The 16,792-nt window shown below is 42.7% G+C and carries 13 protein-coding genes and 1 pseudogene; 11 read left to right on the top strand and 3 right to left on the bottom strand.

What is annotated here, in order from left to right; translation table 11 throughout:
• Window positions 1-174: 174 nt before the first annotated feature.
• A complete protein-coding gene (locus MKY19_RS16445; protein ID WP_339796125.1) occupies window positions 175-1,398 on the bottom strand; it encodes a glucose-1-phosphate adenylyltransferase in 1,224 nt (407 codons plus the stop codon).
• Between the two features lie 216 nt (window positions 1,399-1,614).
• Here MKY19_RS16445 and glgB point away from each other — a divergent pair, with 216 nt between their 5' ends.
• From glgB to MKY19_RS16415, 6 genes and pseudogenes are all read left to right on the top strand, one after another.
• Window positions 1,615-3,552 (top strand): 1,4-alpha-glucan branching protein GlgB, encoded by a 1,938-nt coding sequence (gene glgB, locus MKY19_RS16440; protein WP_339796123.1) that lies wholly within the window; start codon window positions 1,615-1,617, stop codon window positions 3,550-3,552.
• A gap of 48 nt (window positions 3,553-3,600) precedes the next feature.
• Window positions 3,601-5,025 carry a glycogen synthase GlgA gene (gene glgA, locus MKY19_RS16435; protein ID WP_339265044.1) on the top strand — a complete coding sequence of 475 codons (1,425 nt, stop codon included), beginning with the start codon at window positions 3,601-3,603 and terminating at the stop codon, window positions 5,023-5,025.
• A 329-nt stretch (window positions 5,026-5,354) separates the two neighbouring features.
• Window positions 5,355-6,173: a transporter substrate-binding domain-containing protein gene (locus MKY19_RS16430; protein ID WP_042188769.1), complete on the top strand. Its 819-nt coding sequence runs from the start codon at window positions 5,355-5,357 to the stop codon at window positions 6,171-6,173.
• Window positions 6,174-6,312: 139 nt separating this feature from the next.
• Window positions 6,313-6,945: pseudogene (locus MKY19_RS16425) on the top strand (amino acid ABC transporter permease); the annotation flags it as partial.
• Window positions 6,932-7,654: an amino acid ABC transporter ATP-binding protein gene (locus MKY19_RS16420; RefSeq protein WP_042188767.1), complete on the top strand. Its 723-nt coding sequence runs from the start codon at window positions 6,932-6,934 to the stop codon at window positions 7,652-7,654. The pseudogene MKY19_RS16425 and the gene MKY19_RS16420, both read left to right, overlap by 14 nt.
• A 157-nt stretch (window positions 7,655-7,811) precedes the next feature.
• A complete protein-coding gene (locus tag MKY19_RS16415; protein ID WP_339265041.1) occupies window positions 7,812-9,341 on the top strand; it encodes a Ppx/GppA phosphatase family protein in 1,530 nt (509 codons plus the stop codon).
• Here MKY19_RS16415 and ppk1 read toward each other — a convergent pair.
• Window positions 9,289-11,403 carry a polyphosphate kinase 1 gene (gene ppk1, locus MKY19_RS16410; protein WP_339265039.1) on the bottom strand — a complete coding sequence of 705 codons (2,115 nt, stop codon included), beginning with the start codon at window positions 11,401-11,403 and terminating at the stop codon, window positions 9,289-9,291. The genes MKY19_RS16415 and ppk1 overlap by 53 nt on opposite strands.
• Window positions 11,404-11,804: 401 nt before the next feature.
• Here ppk1 and MKY19_RS16405 point away from each other — a divergent pair, with 401 nt between their 5' ends.
• Window positions 11,805-12,464, top strand: coding sequence for a 3D domain-containing protein (locus MKY19_RS16405; protein WP_339796120.1), 660 nt, complete (start codon window positions 11,805-11,807; stop codon window positions 12,462-12,464).
• 130 nt (window positions 12,465-12,594) lie between these two features.
• On the opposite strand, the gene MKY19_RS16400 is transcribed toward MKY19_RS16405, so the two are convergent.
• On the bottom strand, window positions 12,595-13,476 hold the full coding sequence (locus MKY19_RS16400; RefSeq protein WP_339796117.1) for a polysaccharide deacetylase family protein: 882 nt from the start codon (window positions 13,474-13,476) through the stop codon (window positions 12,595-12,597).
• A 185-nt stretch (window positions 13,477-13,661) separates the two neighbouring features.
• Here MKY19_RS16400 and MKY19_RS16395 point away from each other — a divergent pair, with 185 nt between their 5' ends.
• The 4 genes from MKY19_RS16395 (at window position 13,662) to MKY19_RS16380 (ending at window position 16,775) form a co-directional block, all read left to right on the top strand.
• A complete protein-coding gene (locus MKY19_RS16395; protein WP_339796115.1) occupies window positions 13,662-14,696 on the top strand; it encodes an NADH:flavin oxidoreductase/NADH oxidase in 1,035 nt (344 codons plus the stop codon).
• An 87-nt stretch (window positions 14,697-14,783) separates the two neighbouring features.
• On the top strand, window positions 14,784-15,488 hold the full coding sequence (locus tag MKY19_RS16390; RefSeq protein WP_339796113.1) for a dihydroorotate dehydrogenase electron transfer subunit: 705 nt from the start codon (window positions 14,784-14,786) through the stop codon (window positions 15,486-15,488).
• Window positions 15,481-16,413 (top strand): dihydroorotate dehydrogenase, encoded by a 933-nt coding sequence (locus tag MKY19_RS16385; protein WP_339796110.1) that lies wholly within the window; start codon window positions 15,481-15,483, stop codon window positions 16,411-16,413. The genes MKY19_RS16390 and MKY19_RS16385 overlap by 8 nt, the downstream gene beginning before the upstream one ends.
• A gap of 23 nt (window positions 16,414-16,436) precedes the next feature.
• Window positions 16,437-16,775 carry a hypothetical protein gene (locus MKY19_RS16380; RefSeq protein ID WP_339241546.1) on the top strand — a complete coding sequence of 113 codons (339 nt, stop codon included), beginning with the start codon at window positions 16,437-16,439 and terminating at the stop codon, window positions 16,773-16,775.
• The last annotated feature ends 17 nt before the right edge of the window (window positions 16,776-16,792 follow it).

The following is a 16,792-nucleotide window of genomic DNA, read 5'->3' as shown; positions in this document are numbered from 1 at the left end:
AGGGGCTGTTGCTCTGGTCATGTTCGACCAGGACAACAGCCCCTTTTTATAAATATAAGTATATATAGGTTTCACACTATACATTATTTTTATATTTCTCACATAAACGCTTACCGTCCATTTGGGACGCCGAAGGCGTTTTTGCTTGAAATAGTATTTATATATATAATGGTTTTATGAAGGGAGAACTTCCCGTAGACGTCCTGTCTTCTCATAAACATCCTGAAACAGACGGGAGGGTTGATTTCGAACCGCTGGCTTAGGAGCTACGGTCTCATTGGGCCCAACAACTACGATATTATTAATACTTCCCTTGACGACAGCACCATCCTTAATAATGGCACCTTCGCCAATAATGGCATTTTCGATCTGTACTCCACGTCCGATTCGAACGCCAGGCATAATAACGCTTTGTTTAATTTGGCTCATTTTTCCAATTTCCACACCATTGAAGATTACAGAACGTTGCAAGCTACCTTCTTGCGTGCAGAATTCATTCACGAGAGAGTCCGTTGATGGAATCTGAACACGTGGTTTATGAACAGCAAGCTTAGTCCGGCGACTCCGGCTATACATCGGCCAATGAGCTTTGTCGAGCTTCATGCCATTGTTTTTTTGCAGAAGATCCATATGTGCTTCCCAGAGACTACCCACAGTACCTACATCTCTCCAGTATCCTTTGAAGCGGTAAGCGAATAAATCATCATTCTGATCAAGCATCGTTGGTATAACGTCTTTACCAAAGTCATGACTGGAATTCGGATTAGCTGCATCCCGCAACAAGTGCTCCTTCAGATAAGCCCACTCAAACAGATATATACCCATAGAAGCTAAATTACTTTTAGGTACTTTTGGTTTTTCCGCAAACTCAGAGATTTTTAGTTCATCATTTACGTTCATCACTCCAAAACGACTAGCTTCATCCCACGGCACCTCCATTACGGAGATAGTGGCTTTTGCAGCCTTCTCTATATGGTAATCCAACATTTTTCGGTAATCCATATGGTAAATATGATCACCGGATAGAATGAGAACATGTTCTGGATTGCGGCTATCGATATACTCAATGTTTTTATAAATTGCATCAGCAGTTCCTGTATAGCTGTCTCTGCCTTCAACACCGGAAGGAAGCAGGGTGACACCTTTATCCTTTTGACTATGTAAGCCCCAAGGTTCACCTTCACCGATGTGTTCATGTAAGGATTCAGCTTCATATTGCGTCAGGACACCTACTGTATCAATTTTAGAATTTACACAATTACTTAGTGGGAAATCAATAATTTTATACTGTCCACCGAAAGGGACTGCAGGCTTAGCCATACTGGAAGTCAAGGGAGCCAATCTGCGGCCTTCCCCTCCTGCCAAGAGCATGGCGATACAATCTTTTTTGTTATTCATTTGTTATCCCTCCCATTTATTTTGTCAATGCTTGATATATAAACTCACGACAAGCACTTGAAACGACATAGGTGAAGTATATTGCTGTGTAAAAAGAAAAATTACAATTAATATTTCTTTATCAGAAAATCTTTTGTTTTCACATCAAATCATTTTCAAAATGGTAATATTCGGGTAATGTAATAGGTACAAGCATTCAAAAAAGGTGGTGTAGAATTGGCTGAAAAAGCAACAATCGATACCCTTCCGTCAGCATCTGATATTTATTTGTTCCATGAGGGCACCAATTATCGCAGCTATTCTATGCTGGGTGCGCACACTGCCGCTGAAGAAGGCGTTACGGGCGTGCGCTTTACCGTGTGGGCTCCTCATGCGACATATGTAGGACTAGCTGGTGATCATAATGGCTGGGATGGAACGCAGGACATGGACTCGTTATATAAGATACCCGATTCAGGATTTTGGAGTCGTTTTTTTCCGGGAATACAGCCGGGAACTTTTTACAAATACAGGATTGTTGCCAGTGATGGCTCCAGCTTCCTAAAAGCGGATCCTTTTGCCTTCAAAGCTGAGGTTCGCCCGGCGACTGCATCCGTTGTTACGGATCTCAGTGGTTATTGTTGGGGAGATGCTACATGGCGGAGAAAGAGTAAAACACCATATCATCAACCGATGAACATTTATGAGATGCATTTTGGAACTTGGCGTCAGAAAGAAGACGGGGAATTTTACAGCTATCAGGAAATGAGTGAATTATTAATTCCTTATTTGGTGGAAATGGGTTATACCCATGTTGAGTTTATGCCGCTTGCTGAGCATCCATACGATTTGTCATGGGGCTATCAAGGGACGGGGTATTTTGCGGCTACGAGCCGATATGGTGAACCCCATGAGTTGATGTATTTAATCGATCATTTGCATCAAGCTGGAATTGGTGTCATTCTGGATTGGGTTCCGGCCCATTTTGCAAAGGATGCACACGGTTTAAGAATGTTTGATGGCTCGCCACTTTATGAATATGAAGATCCAATGTTAGCGGAAAAACCAGGCTGGGGAACCCTATCGTTTGACTTCAGCAAGCCTGAGATTTCTTCGTTCCTCATTTCTAATGCACTCTTTTGGTTTGAGTATTATCATATTGACGGGATGCGTGTAGATGCGGTTACCAGTATGCTACGTCTCGACTTTGAGAAACAAGCTCATCAATATCGACGTAATGTGAATGGTGGTCTGGAGAATTTAGAAGCCATTAAGTTTATTCAGAACCTGAATAAAGCGATATTTCAGTATTTTCCTAAGGCATTAATGATGGCAGAAGAATCTAGTGCTTGGCCGGGAGTTACAGCGCCAGCTCATGAAGGTGGCCTCGGTTTTAACTACAAATGGAATATGGGATGGATGAATGACACCTTGGGCTACATAGAACATGATTTTTGGGGGCGCCCTCATCATCATAATTTATTAACATTTCCAATATGTTATGCTTATGCCGAAAATTATGCATTACCTTTATCACATGACGAGGTTGTACATGGCAAGAAGTCGTTACTGGACAAAATGCCCGGTTCTTATGAACAGAAGTTCGCAGGACTTAGACAACTGCTTGGTTATCAAATATCCCATCCCGGAAAGAAACTTCTGTTCATGGGAGGAGAATTTGGTCAATTTATCGAATGGAAGGATCAAGAGCAGCTGGATTGGCTACTGCTGGACTATGACAGCCATCGCGGTATGCTAGCTTACACTGCTGCACTTAATAAACTGTATCGCTCGGAGAAAGCCCTGTGGGAGCTTGATCATTCCCAAGAGGGTTATCAATGGATTGATGCAGATGACAATGAACAAAGCGTAATTTCATATCTGCGTAAAGGCAAGAAGCCTGGAGATACGTTGCTGTTTATCATCAATTTTCAACCTGTCCAGCGTCAACAGTATCGTATAGGGGTTCCACGCCCAGGGACCTATGAAGAACTTTTTAGCTCGGAAGATGTAGCGTTCGGAGGTTCGGGTATACACAATTTGCCTCAGAAGAGCAAAAAGTTAGAATGGCATAATCAGGTGAACAGTATAGAGCTAACATTACCGCCTCTTAGCTTCCTGGTGTTTAAGAAAACGTCACGAGTGGGTAAGAGTAAAGAGGCAAATGAGTCATAGATTAAAGAACGAATAGAGAATCCGTACACTTTAAAGGGGGAAATAATCATGAAAGTTTTATTTGCCGCAGCTGAAGCTCATCCATTTATCAAAACGGGTGGTCTGGCCGATGTCATTGGGGCATTACCTAAAGCGCTGAAGGGTGCCGGGGTAGATGTACGAGTGATTTTGCCTAAATATCGTGGGATTCCAGAAAAGTTCACTTCAAAAATGGAGCATTTAACAGAAGTGTATGTGCCAATCGGTTGGCGTAATCAATACTGCGGGATCGAACATATGGTTTATGACGGTATTCCCGTTTACTTTATCGACAATGAATATTATTTTGGACGGGACGGAATCTACGGATATATGGACGATGGGGAACGCTTCGCGTTCTATAATCGTGCGGTGCTGGAGTGTCTGCCAGCTATTGATTTTCAGCCGGACGTCTTGCATTGCCATGATTGGCATACGGCTGTAATCCCAATGCTGCTTCAGGGTCATTATCGACACAATCCATTTTACAGCGAAATGCGAAGTGTATTTACCATACATAACCTGTTGTATCAGGGTGTGTTTCCTTACGAGGTGCTTGGGGAGCTATTGGGTCTTGACAGCAGTTATTTTGGAGGCGTGGAGTATTACGGGAATGTGAATTTCTTAAAAGGTGGCATTGTATACAGCGACCGTGTCACCACAGTAAGTCCAACCTACTCGGAAGAAATTCGAACACCTTATTATGGTTACGGACTGGATGGATTGTTGAATGCGCGAGCGGATGTTTTGAGCGGTATTGTGAATGGAATAGATACAAAAAGTTATAATCCTGCAACAGATACAAGTCTTGCTACCCGTTATCGTTCTAATCTGGCGAAGAAAACGGAGAACAAATTAGCCTTGCAGGAGGAATTAGGACTACCTGTGGATGCTAATATTCCGATGGTGGCTATGGTTACTCGTCTTGTGGATTCCAAAGGTTTAGATTTGCTTACGCGTGTATTGGATGAGCTATTGTATAAGGATGACATTCAATTTGTTCTGCTTGGAACGGGGGATGAGTCCTATGAGCGATGGTTTAAGGAAGCGGCTTGGCGTTATCCGACAAAGCTATCTTCACAAATCCTCTTTAATGATGCACTCTCACGCAAAATATATGCTGCTAGTGATATCTTTCTTATGCCTTCCAAGTTTGAACCTTGCGGGATCAGTCAACTTCTCGCTTTACGCTATGGTAGCATACCTGTTGTGCGGGAAACTGGTGGCCTGAATGACACTGTTCAAGCTTATAATGAAGAATCCGGTGAAGGAAACGGCTTTACGTTCAGTAACTACAACGCCCACGATATGATGTTTACGCTTCGCCGGGCGATCTCATTATACAAGCAGCCTGAACATTGGAAAAAGATTACGAAAAACGCATTCGCTGGCGATTATAGCTGGAATGTATCGGCGCAACAGTACATTGATATTTATAATGAAATTACGGAATAAGGATTCATTAGATTCCGTAATAGGTTAATAAGGGAGTGCACTGAAGTATAACTCATACTTTAGTGCACTCCTTTTTTTTGATGAAAATTAGGGGCGATTTGCCGCATGATTTGATTAAGTTAGGGAATAGTAAAAATGTATAAAATTATATAAAATTTGAATAAATGTTGAATAATATGTTTCAGAAGAATGAATTCTTTGCTTTGAAACCCAATAAAAGGAAGTTATTGTCACAATTATGCCTTTGCATATTCATGCGTTCTGATTTATAATAAGTCGGTCAAAGAGACAACTTGGATTTTTTTCATACGAATAGGGGAGATATAGAAATGAACAAATGGGGTAAACTTAGTTTAGGTATGTTATTAGCAGTAGGCCTGTTGTCAGGCTGCGGTCAAAATAAAAATGATAGTGATACCGCTGCAAGTGGAAATGCAACTAACGGTGGGGCTACTAAGAAGCTTACTATGGGCACAAGTGCAGATTTTCCTCCGTACGAATTCCATAAAGTAGTAGACGGTAAAGATACTATCGTGGGCTTCGATATCGATATCGCTAAGGAAATTGCTGCTGATATGGGTGCTGAACTTGTAATTAAGGACTTGCCATTCGACTCACTACTAAACGAATTGTCCAGCGGAAGAGTAGATATTGTAATTTCTGGACTTAGCCCGACGGAAGAACGTAAAAAAGCTGTTGATCTTTCAGACATTTATTACAAGGCTGAGCAAGCAATTGTTGTGCGCGAAGCGGACAAAGATAAATACGCCACTATGGATGCTGTAAAAGGTACCAAAATTGGTGTGCAGACTGGTTCCATTCAAGAAGAAATTGCTAAAGGGATCGAGGGAGCGAAAATCACTTCGCTTGGTAAAATCTCCGAAATCGTTCTACAATTGCAATCCAATCGTGTAGATACTGCTATCATTGAAGGTCCCGTCGCTAAATCATTCGTTAAGAATGTTCCTGGTCTTGTAATTACTGATGCTAAGCCAGAAGTTGAAGATGACGGTTATGCTATTGGTATTAAAAAAGGAAATAAAGAGCTACTGGATCAAGTAAACAGCACACTGACACGTTTAAACTCAGAAGGTAAAATTGATGAGTACGTAACGGCAGCTAGTGAGCTTGCAGATAGCACGAAGTAAAGAAACAACGGATATTTTTAAAGTCTGCTAAAGTAAATTGTATGTGTATACAGAAAATAGCGACAATAAGCTATTTTCTATTTTTTTGGAGATGGGAGGAAAGGTTATGGACATTACTTTATTTAAAATGGCTTATGATTATCGTGATTTTTTCCTAACCGGTTTGCAGTATACCTTGCTGCTTGCTGTTTTGGGCGTCTTCTTTGGTTTTATTCTAGGGATTATTGTTTCCTTGCTACGTATGTCCAAATGGGGTGTGCTTCGCTTCTTGGCAACAGCCTGGGTAGAATTCCTTCGTGGTACACCTATGCTTGTACAACTGTTTCTGATCCATTATGGATTGGCTACATTCGGGATTGAATTTACACCGATTCAGTCGGGGGCAATCACTTTATCCATTAACAGTTCTGCTTACCTTGCAGAGATTTTCCGTGCTGGGATACAAGGGGTAGATCGTGGACAAATGGAGGCAGCCCGTTCGCTTGGAATGAAGCAAGGGATGACTATGCGCCATATCATACTCCCGCAGGCACTCAAGAGTGTTCTTCCGGCAATTGGAAATGAATTTATCACTATTATCAAGGAATCATCGATTATTTCTTTTATCGGCGTTACGGATTTGATGTTTCAAGCACGTACGGTTACAACGATTTCTTACGATGGTATGACACCACTTGTAATTATCGCATTTATGTACTTTGTGCTGACATTTACGCTATCGAAGATCCTAGGTAGACTGGAAAGGAGGCTGAATACCGATGATCGCCGTTAAGAACTTGCAAAAAAATTACGGAAAGCTGGAAATTCTCAAGGGAATTGACTTGGAGATTCATAAAGGTGAGGTCGTCGTCGTTATCGGACCGAGTGGATCGGGTAAAAGTACCTTTCTGCGCTGTTTGAATCTCCTGGAGCAGCCAACTGGTGGCGAAATTACTTTTGAAGGTGAATCTATTACCTCCAAAAAGCACGATATTAATGTCACACGTGAGAAGATGGGAATGGTATTTCAGCAGTTTAACCTCTTTCCTCACAAAACAGTTCTACAGAACATTACACTAGCACCGATTAAGGTGAAAAAACAGCAGCAGTCCGAAGCTGATAAATTCGCAATGGAGCTGCTCAAGACTGTAGGCCTAGAAGATAAAAAGGATGCATATCCTGCTCAGCTGTCCGGAGGACAGAAGCAGCGGATCGCGATTGCCCGTGCGCTGGCGATGCAGCCTCATGTGATGCTCTTTGACGAGCCAACCTCAGCCCTTGACCCAGAGATGGTCGGTGAGGTGCTGGAGGTTATGAAGAAGCTTGCAGAAGATGGGATGACAATGGTCATAGTTACGCATGAGATGGGCTTTGCACGCGAAGTGGGCGACCGTATTCTATTTATGGATGGCGGCGTGATTGTAGAGCAAGGTACACCTGCACAAGTATTCGGAAATCCACAGCATGTACGTACACAGGATTTTTTAAGTAAAGTGTTATAAGTAAGTCAAATTGTAGCGGCGCTCGGGCAAGTTATCCGGGTGCCGCTTTATTTTTTTAACAGTTGCGTAATTTGAGGATATAATGGACTGAGTTCATTTATTTATGTAAACCATGTATAATAGATGGTCAATCAACTTGAAAAGGAGTACATACATAATGAGAGATGATCTGCGCCGGATAGGCATTATCGATATTGGTTCTAACTCCATACGTCTTGTAATCTATGATACAACGCCGGAGGGAGGCTATAAGATCATCAAGGAGTGTAAGTACTCTGCACGTCTTAGTGAGAAGATTACGAAGGAAGGTCAACTGGAGCAGAAGGATATGGAGACGATCATCCCAGTCTTGCGCCAGTTTAAGGAGATCTGCAATGCTTTTGATGTAGAGACCATTCGTGCGGGCGCTACAGCGGCAATCAGAAATGCTGCTAACTCCAGTGAAATTATTGCCTTTTTGTCAGAAGCTTCAACCATACCCATTGAGGTTATCAGTGGTCATCAGGAAGCTTACTTTGGCTTCTTAGGTGTCATAAATGCATTTAATGTTGAAGATGGTTATGTCATCGATATTGGTGGCGGGAGTACTGAAATCACACTTTTTCGCGGGCGGCGTTATCAACATAGCATTTCCTTTCCGTTCGGAGCGGTGAATACCAATCTTATGTTTGGTCAAGGCGGGAACTGGAATGGAGAGCAGATTCAGAAGCTCGAGACCTATGTTCTGGGGAGATTGGTAGAGCATGATTGGCTCAACTCAACAGCAGGTCTTCCATTGTTTGGTCTGGGAGGTACGGTTCGTTCTCTAGGTAAGCTAGATCAAAAGACTAGAGCATACTCATTACCTAACTCTCACGGTTACACCATGGCCAGTGAGACGATTGAGCATTTTATGAACACATTACCTTCAATGCCTTATGATAAGCGTAAAGATTTAGATGGGTTGTCTAAGAGTCGAGCAGATATCATCGTATCCGGGTTGATTATTTTCCATACGGTATATCAGTATATTGGGGCTAGCCAGGCTGTAATCAGCGGGGAGGGGCTCAGGGAAGGTATGCTACATGATCTACTGAAGCCGGAGCAACCGGTGCGAGACAGTGCGCTTGAATACAGTTTAAATACGATTATTCGGTTTGATATTCGTACTTCTAAACGGTATTTAGATCATATTAACAAACTTGCTCTAAGTCTGTTTGACGCGTTCAAGGATGAGGAGAATAAAGCTGAACATGAGATGTTAATTTATGTATCCATCATGCTACATCGGACAGGGTCTAACATTAACTATTATCAATCTAAACGACACACCCTGTATTGGCTGATGAATTCACCGATTCGTGGACTGACACACCGCCAGCTTATCCTGTGCGCGATGATTGCCTCGTATAGCACAAAAAGCCGGAAGCAGAAATTGTCCCAGATGTATAAGGACATTTTACTGCCTTCCGACGAAGAGTGGATTCATAAGCTCGGATCGCTTGTACAGCTTAGCATTGCACTAGACAGCACCGAGATCGGGATTGTAAGCGGCCTGAAGGCTAATCTCCACGGCAATACTCTTAATCTGGATCTTGAGGGCGCTTCAGCGCTTCTGATTGGTCTAGAGGACATTGAGAACGCCTTGAAAGCATTTAAGAATGCTTGGGCGGTGAAGGTAAAACTCGATTTTCCTTCCAACGTGTAACATCCATTGCTGCGAACTGGCTCCGGAAAGGGGCCTTTTTGTCGTCTGGTTGCTCGTAATACCCATTAGGCTGTAAGAAGCTGGCTTTCACATTATCTTTAAGGGATAGTTCAAGAATCTTTACGATTTGTTTACGAATATTGCTGTCTCTTACCGGACACATCAGCTCGATCCGTCGGGTTAGGTTTCTAGTCATCCAGTCTGCACTGGATAAATACACCTCAGGCTTCCCGCCATTTTCAAAATAGTAAATTCTTGAATGCTCCAGAAAGCGGTCGACAATACTGCGAACCGTAATGTTTTCGCTCAAGCCTTCAATCCCCGGACGAAGACAACAAACCCCCCGAACGATTAAATCGATAGATACACCGGCCTGTGCGGCACCATATAAATCGTCGATGACTTGTTGATTAGAGAGTGAGTTCATTTTGGCAATGATACGTGCAGGTCTTCCAGCTGCAGCATGCTCCGCTTCACGCTTCATTAGCTTTTGTAAGGAAAGGCTCATGTCCGTTGGAGCTACAATGAAGGAATTCCAGTCAAAATCAGCGGAATAGCCAGTCATTTGATTAAACAGCTCGGAAGCATCAAGTCCGATATCGCTTTGAGCAGTAAATAGACTTAGATCCGTGTAGACTTTGGCGGTACTGTCATTGTAATTTCCTGTGCCTACATGCACGTAACGACGTAATTCATGGCCTTCCTGACGAACAATCAAGGTGACTTTGGCATGTGTTTTGAGTCCAACAAGACCATAAACGACATGGCATCCGGATTTTTCAAGTTGGCGAGCCCAAGCGATGTTCCGTTCCTCATCAAATCTGGCTTTTAACTCAACGACGACTGTTACCTGTTTTCCGGATTCAGCAGCATTAGCCAGTGCAGTGATCAGAGGAGAGTTTCCGCTCACGCGGTATAAAGTCATCTTAATGGCCATCACTTGTTCGTCCTCTGAGGCTTGAATGATAAAGTCCGTCATCGCATCAAAGGATTCGTAAGGGTGGTAGACCAGAACATCCCGCTCACGTAATACCTCGAAGAAATCCTCGTTCTCTTCAAATTCAGCAGGGTAGACGGGCTCAATGCTTGGATAGTTTAAGTAACTAAAGCCCTTAATACTGCCGGCGAAATTACGAAGGAAACTTAGATCTAGCGGACCTTCAATTTCGAATACGAAATCTTCAATTTCAAACTCAGCTTGCAGCTGTTCCAAGGCATATGGATGAATTCCTTTTTGTACTTCAAGTCTTGCTGGAACACCGCGGCGACGCTTGCGCAGCTCCTTTTCAATCTCTTCTAGAAGATCCTCGGCCCCTTCTTCGTCGATCGTGAGATCAGAGTTGCGGGTCAAACGAAATTCACTAACGGCAACGGGCTCATAACCACTAAATAAAGTTTGAATGTGATGACGGATGACATCCTCTATAAATACGAACTGCCGTTTCTTACTATTAGACCGGTGTGGTAGCGGGATACATCTTGGCAGATTAGATGGAATTTGCAGAATAGCAAAAAAAGGCTCTTCTTCAAGGCCATTCTTACGAGTAAGAACTACTGCTAAATAGATAAATTGGCTATGAACGAGTGGAAACGGTCGACTCTGATCTACAGCCATTGGTGTAAGTACAGGATAAATGATATCCCGGTAATATTGTTCTATGGACTGTTCTTGTGCATGAGTGAGATCCTCATAATCCACAAAAACGATACCTTCTTTATGCAAACTCCGTGAAATATCACGGAAAATCCGGTATTGGTCGGCAACAATTTTGGTAACTCGCTTGATGAGACGTTTGTATAGCCCGGAAGGGGTGTAGCCAGTGAAATCTTTTTTAGTATAGCCTGCCCGGATTTGATCTTGAATTCCTGCCACTCGAACGCTTATGAATTCATCAAGGTTGCTTGAGACGATAGCCAGAAATCTAGCCCTTTCCATTAGCGGATTATCAGGGTCTTGAGCTTCTTTCAGCACGCGTCGGTTAAATTCGATCCAGCTCAAATCTCTATTGAGGTAAGCAGTGGCTGGGCTGCTTTGGTTGTTTTTATTCTCTTCTGTATTCATGGGACCTCCAAATATGATTCGTTGTCTATATCTATTCTATTTATCATATTCTATCATTCTACTATTGGATAAAGCATGAAATGTTAACGCTATGTAAAATCTTCGGGAATTTTATATGATAATTTTTAAAAAATGGTGCATGTATCTTTTAATGTAGTTAACATAATGAAAAATATGTTAACCATAATCCGAAAAAATGACAATATTGAAACTTGATTTTTCACAATGGTAACAATTACATAAGCACAGGTTACAAAATTGTGATATATTAAGTCCTGTCAGTTTTACAAAAGACTGCAACACATCAAGAAATCACACACGGGTTGTACATAAGTACTTAAAATGTACACGAGCGTATACGGAAGTGATACCGTTCACGCCCATCTAATGAGGAGGCAATTATGAAGAACAGATTTAGAACAATTAAAACCCTTGCTGCAATTATGGGAATCAGTGCATTACTGCATGCCGTTCCAGCTCATGCAGACAGCGTTCATATCGCTAAGGATGGCAACACTTTTTATACTTTATCCAAGCAATATAATGTAGGTGTGAATGAATTAATGAAAGCAAACCCAAACGTTGCAGCACTTAACATTTACGAAGGTCTTGAAATTACTATCCCTAGTAAGATGCAGGCTGAGTCCGTAACTACAACTGACAAAGCACCAGTGATTACACCAAGTCTGAATGTAAACTCAGAGTCCAAAACAGTTGAAGCATGGGGTAAGTCCTTTAATTATGACAAATCGATTCAAGTCAAAGCTTCAGCTTATTCTTCTGCAAGCAATGAGAACGGCGGATGGGGTGCAGTAGATTATTTCGGAAATCCTCTCAAGCTTGGAACTATTGCTGTTGATCCAAATGTGATTCCTCTCGGTACCAAAGTATTGGTGACAGGCCATTCACATGATGGATTGCCTAAAGATGCATTCTTAGCAACGGCAACGGATGTGGGCGGTGCTATAAAAGGCAATCGTATCGATATCTTTATCCCTGGTAGCCAAAGCTTTGTATCATCATTCGGTTATCAATATGTACAATTATACATTGTTAAATAGATAGATAAAAATAGAGAGAATACCTATGAGATATGAAAAGTTCTAAAATAAGGTTACACAGGAAACGGAGGAAGTCCTTAGCGGCTGCCTCCGTTTTTTGCGTATTATAAAATATATATTTGGGGGTGATTTATTTACTTTTGGACACTTGTAGTAATTGAGGAACGGTAACGAAAGTATAGCCCCGCTTGCGCATAATAGTGATTACTTCAGGTAAAGCCTGAATCGTTCCCTGTAGATGACTACCTGGACCGCCTCCACCGTGCTGAAGAATAATCGCTCCTCTCCCAATATGGGCTAGAATATTATTTCTGACTTGGTTTTTGGAAAGTCCTTTCCAGTCCAATGAGTCCACATTCCAATTCACGAGCGTGTAGCCATGGCTTTTTGCCCATTTTAGCTGCTGTTCACTGATATCCCCATAGGGTGGGCGAATTAGTCGTGGTTTATATCCGGCCAAGGTTTGTATAATATCCTCGGTCTTTATGATTTGTGATTGAAAATCATTCATCGCAAGCTTCACAAACTGAGGGTGGTTGTACGAGTGATTTCCAATCGCATGTCCTTCTCTAATCATTCTTTTCACCAAAGCTGGATGTTTTTTTGCTCGGCTTCCCACCACAAAGAAGGTTGCTTTGACATTGTATTTTTTCAGGATGTTAAGCAATTGGGGGGTAAATCTTGGATCAGGAACATCATCAAAAGTAAGTGCTATGACTTTATTCCGAGGTCCACTAGTCTTAAAAGTCTCTGGGTATTTGTGTAACAGCTGACTTAATGTCAGACCTTTAGTGTTTTTATTGCTGTTAAGTGTCGAACTATTTGTAGCAGCGCTACCTGCTGAAATTGCCGTATCTTCGTCTGAAGCGGGTACACTTTGTGTTTGTTCTTGCGGAGTCTTCTGACTCTGTACAGGCGCTGACGCAACCTCTGAAGAATAGGTTGGGAATAGCATAGTTATGATTGTTCCTAATATTACGAGCAGTTTCTGACCTCTCCGTTGAAAATACATCCCCATCTGCCTCCTTTACTACCTGATCACCGTCATATTCTTAATTGTTATCTCCATAGATGGGTAGATTTATGCTGATAACAATACAGTATTGGTTAAGATTTCTTGAAGGAACCAATGCGTGTATACTAATAGAACGGGGAATTCCCGAGTCAATTATAGATTACGGAAGGATGGAGACATGAATGTCTGATTTGTTTGCACCGTATGAATTGAAGGGGTTATCGCTGAAGAATCGTATTGTCATGCCACCTATGTGTCAGTATTCGGTGGATAAAGAGGATGGCATCCCTAATGATTGGCATTATGTTCATTATGTAAGCCGTGCTATTGGCGGTACAGGATTTATTATCGTGGAAATGACTGGCATACATCCAGATGGTAGAATCACTAATCGAGATACAGGAATCTGGAGTGATTCGCAAATTGAAGCTTATCGTAGAATCACGGATGGTGTGCATGCGTATGGATCAAAAATCGCTGTTCAATTAGGACATGCTGGACGAAAAGCTGTGGATGCAGAGCCGCCTGTGGCTCCATCAGCAATTCCTTTTGATGCTAATTTCAAAACGCCACAGGCTCTTTCTAAAAAAGGAATTTCAGAATTAATTGAGGCCTTCCGTGAAGGGGCGCGCAGAGCTATAGAGGCAGGATTTGATACGGTCGAAATTCATGGTGCACATGGTTATTTAATTCACCAGTTTCATTCACCATTGACGAATACCAGAGATGATGAATATGGACAAGATCCTGCGTTGTTCGGAGAACAGGTAGTTAAAGCAGTCCGAGAAGTGGTTCCTGTAGACATGCCATTGATTATGAGAATATCTGCGAAGGAATATGTAGAGGGTGGATATGATGCTGAATACGCTCTGGATATTTGCCGACGGTATAAGAATGCTGGAGTGGATCTGTTCCATGTTTCTTCTGGAGGAGAAGGTCCTATAGGTTCAAATGGAGGGCTGGGTGCAGGCCCTGCTTATCAAGTGGATCTGGCTGAGTTTATCCGTAGTGAATTACAGGTGCCTGTAATTGCAGTGGGGCGGCTTGAATCCTTTACTGAGGCACAGTCCATCGTCGCGGAAGAACGGGCAGAGCTGATAGCCGTTGGCCGTGGGATGTTGAGCGATCCCTATTGGGCTTTACATGCGGAAGAGGCGCTTGGAAGCGTACGTAATGTACCCAAACCTTATGAACGCGGGATCTGGAAAAAGGGATAGCGCGCTTTGAATGTGAAGTTTGTCACAGATTTTATACTCCTTCTAAGGCAATCTTAATAAAGATAAAATTTGAAGGAGCTTGATAACGTGGGGATGGTTTTAAGTAACGATCGGCTAACTGACGGAGTGTACCACCTTAAAGTTGAAACGAATAGCGGCGGTGAAATGGGTCAATTCTACATGTTACGGGCATGGGATGCTTATCCGATCCTTTCCAGACCGTTAAGTATACATGAAGTAAAAGAAGATAGTGTCGAATTTTTATATCACGTAGTGGGGGAAGGCACTGAGATATTTTCACGGTTGACTCCTGGTGACTCAGTGGAGCTTGAAGGGCCTTTTGGCACGGGATTCCCACAGGTCGAAGGCAAGGTTGCACTTATTGGTGGTGGAATCGGAATAGCGCCGCTATATTATTGTGCAAAGCAGCTGCCTAGTTGTGATATCTTTCTAGGTTTTAGTCGGGAAGCTTACCGGACAGAAGCTTTTCGTCCATTAGCAGCCGAGCTTACAGTAGATGTAGGCGGATTTATTTTGGATCGTGTGGATTTTAGTCAATATGATCATATTTTCGTTTGCGGCCCACATCCTATGCTTAAAGCTGCACAGCTTAAAGGCGTAGCGGCCGAAGAGGCGGGTAGCAATACAAAAGTTTATCTCTCTCTAGAGAACCGAATGGCTTGCGGCATTGGTGCCTGTCTTGTTTGTAGTGTTTCTTGTCGTGATGGTCAGCGAAAAGCCTGTGCAGATGGACCCGTGTTCCTTTCTGAGGAGGTGATTTTTCATGACTAAGATGAGTACAACAATTGCAGGCGTTCATTTTAAAAACCCGATTGTAATGGCTTCAGGAACATTCGGCTTTGGTCGTGAATATGGAAAGCTGTATGATGTATCTTTGCTAGGTGGAATCTCAGGGAAAGGGCTCACCCTCCATCCAAAAGCAGGTAACCCTGGCACTCGAGTTTATGAGACAGCCTCTGGCATGCTGAACAGTGTAGGATTGGAGAATCCCGGTGTAGCTGCGTTCTTGGAAAAAGAATGCCCTTATTGGGAAACACTCGATACAGCCCGTTTGGTGAATCTTGGCGGTGGGACGCTTGAGGATTACGTACTTGGAGCAGAGATGATCCAGCGTGATGCAGATCTTCGATCAAGCGCAGGTAAACCAGCTGTTGATATGATTGAGTTGAATATTTCTTGTCCAAATGTAAAAGAGGGCGGAATTGCATTTGGAATCAAGACTTCAGAAGCGCAAAAAGTAGTACAAGCTGTTAGACGTGTCACTAAGCTACCAATTGCGGTAAAGCTGTCTCCAGGTGCTGAGAATATCGTTGAGATGGCGCAAATGTGTGAGGCAGAGGGAGCAGATGCTGTCTCGCTGATCAACACCATTTCCGGGATGAAAATTGATGTGCGACGGAGAAGTAGTGTATTTAATAACTTGTATGCCGGACTGTCCGGACCAGCGATTAAGCCAGTTGCTTTGCGCATGGTGCATCAAGTCGCACAGAACATATCTATTCCAGTAATCGGAATGGGGGGCATCACCACAGCTACTGATATTATTGAATTTATTATGGCAGGTGCTTCGGTAATCCAAGTAGGAACCTACAATTTCATGAATTTGAGAGCAGGTAGCCAGCTTGTTGAAGAGCTTGAGCAATTCATGGTTCAAGAGAATATTCAATCCTTGGATGAAATACGTGGCATTATATAAAGTGGAGTAGTGAGGAGATACTATTGACTTCTAACAAGATTAACCCCGAGGATATTGAGCTGACGGCGATGCCTGTCGGACGTGATCTTTTACTCGTAATTAGTGGGGGCGTTCGTCATATTGGAGCGGCAAGTACTGCGTATTTAAATGGAGAGCGGGTGGAAGTGCAGACCTCTGCCGTTCCTCATCATAAAGAGCATACGATAAGCGAAGATATTGCCATTAGGGTAGCTGAGGCTTTAAACAGGACGGTCACTGTGGTTATGGGCATTCATTACGACGATCTCACGAAAGAAGGTATTAAAGAGGTCGTTGAGATCGTAAATAATAAAGTAATTCAATATTTAGCGCAACAAATGTGAAACGGGATTGGCAATTC

It is taken from the genome of Paenibacillus sp. FSL R5-0744, from assembly GCF_037972555.1.
Taxonomy (GTDB): Bacteria; Bacillota; Bacilli; order Paenibacillales; family Paenibacillaceae; genus Paenibacillus_AQ.
This window is presented reverse-complemented; position numbering and strand designations above follow the sequence as displayed.

Coding starts and splice junctions, on each gene's coding strand:
- MKY19_RS16400 (WP_339796117.1), bottom strand. CDS start 13,476: ATGTATTTTCAACGGAGAGGTCAGAAACTGCTCGTAATATTAGGAACA.
- MKY19_RS16420 (WP_042188767.1), top strand. CDS start 6,932: ATGATCGCCGTTAAGAACTTGCAAAAAAATTACGGAAAGCTGGAAATT.
- ppk1 (WP_339265039.1), bottom strand. CDS start 11,403: ATGAATACAGAAGAGAATAAAAACAACCAAAGCAGCCCAGCCACTGCT.
- MKY19_RS16430 (WP_042188769.1), top strand. CDS start 5,355: ATGAACAAATGGGGTAAACTTAGTTTAGGTATGTTATTAGCAGTAGGC.
- MKY19_RS16415 (WP_339265041.1), top strand. CDS start 7,812: ATGAGAGATGATCTGCGCCGGATAGGCATTATCGATATTGGTTCTAAC.
- MKY19_RS16385 (WP_339796110.1), top strand. CDS start 15,481: ATGACTAAGATGAGTACAACAATTGCAGGCGTTCATTTTAAAAACCCG.
- glgA (WP_339265044.1), top strand. CDS start 3,601: ATGAAAGTTTTATTTGCCGCAGCTGAAGCTCATCCATTTATCAAAACG.
- MKY19_RS16445 (WP_339796125.1), bottom strand. CDS start 1,398: ATGAATAACAAAAAAGATTGTATCGCCATGCTCTTGGCAGGAGGGGAA.
- MKY19_RS16405 (WP_339796120.1), top strand. CDS start 11,805: ATGAAGAACAGATTTAGAACAATTAAAACCCTTGCTGCAATTATGGGA.
- MKY19_RS16395 (WP_339796115.1), top strand. CDS start 13,662: ATGTCTGATTTGTTTGCACCGTATGAATTGAAGGGGTTATCGCTGAAG.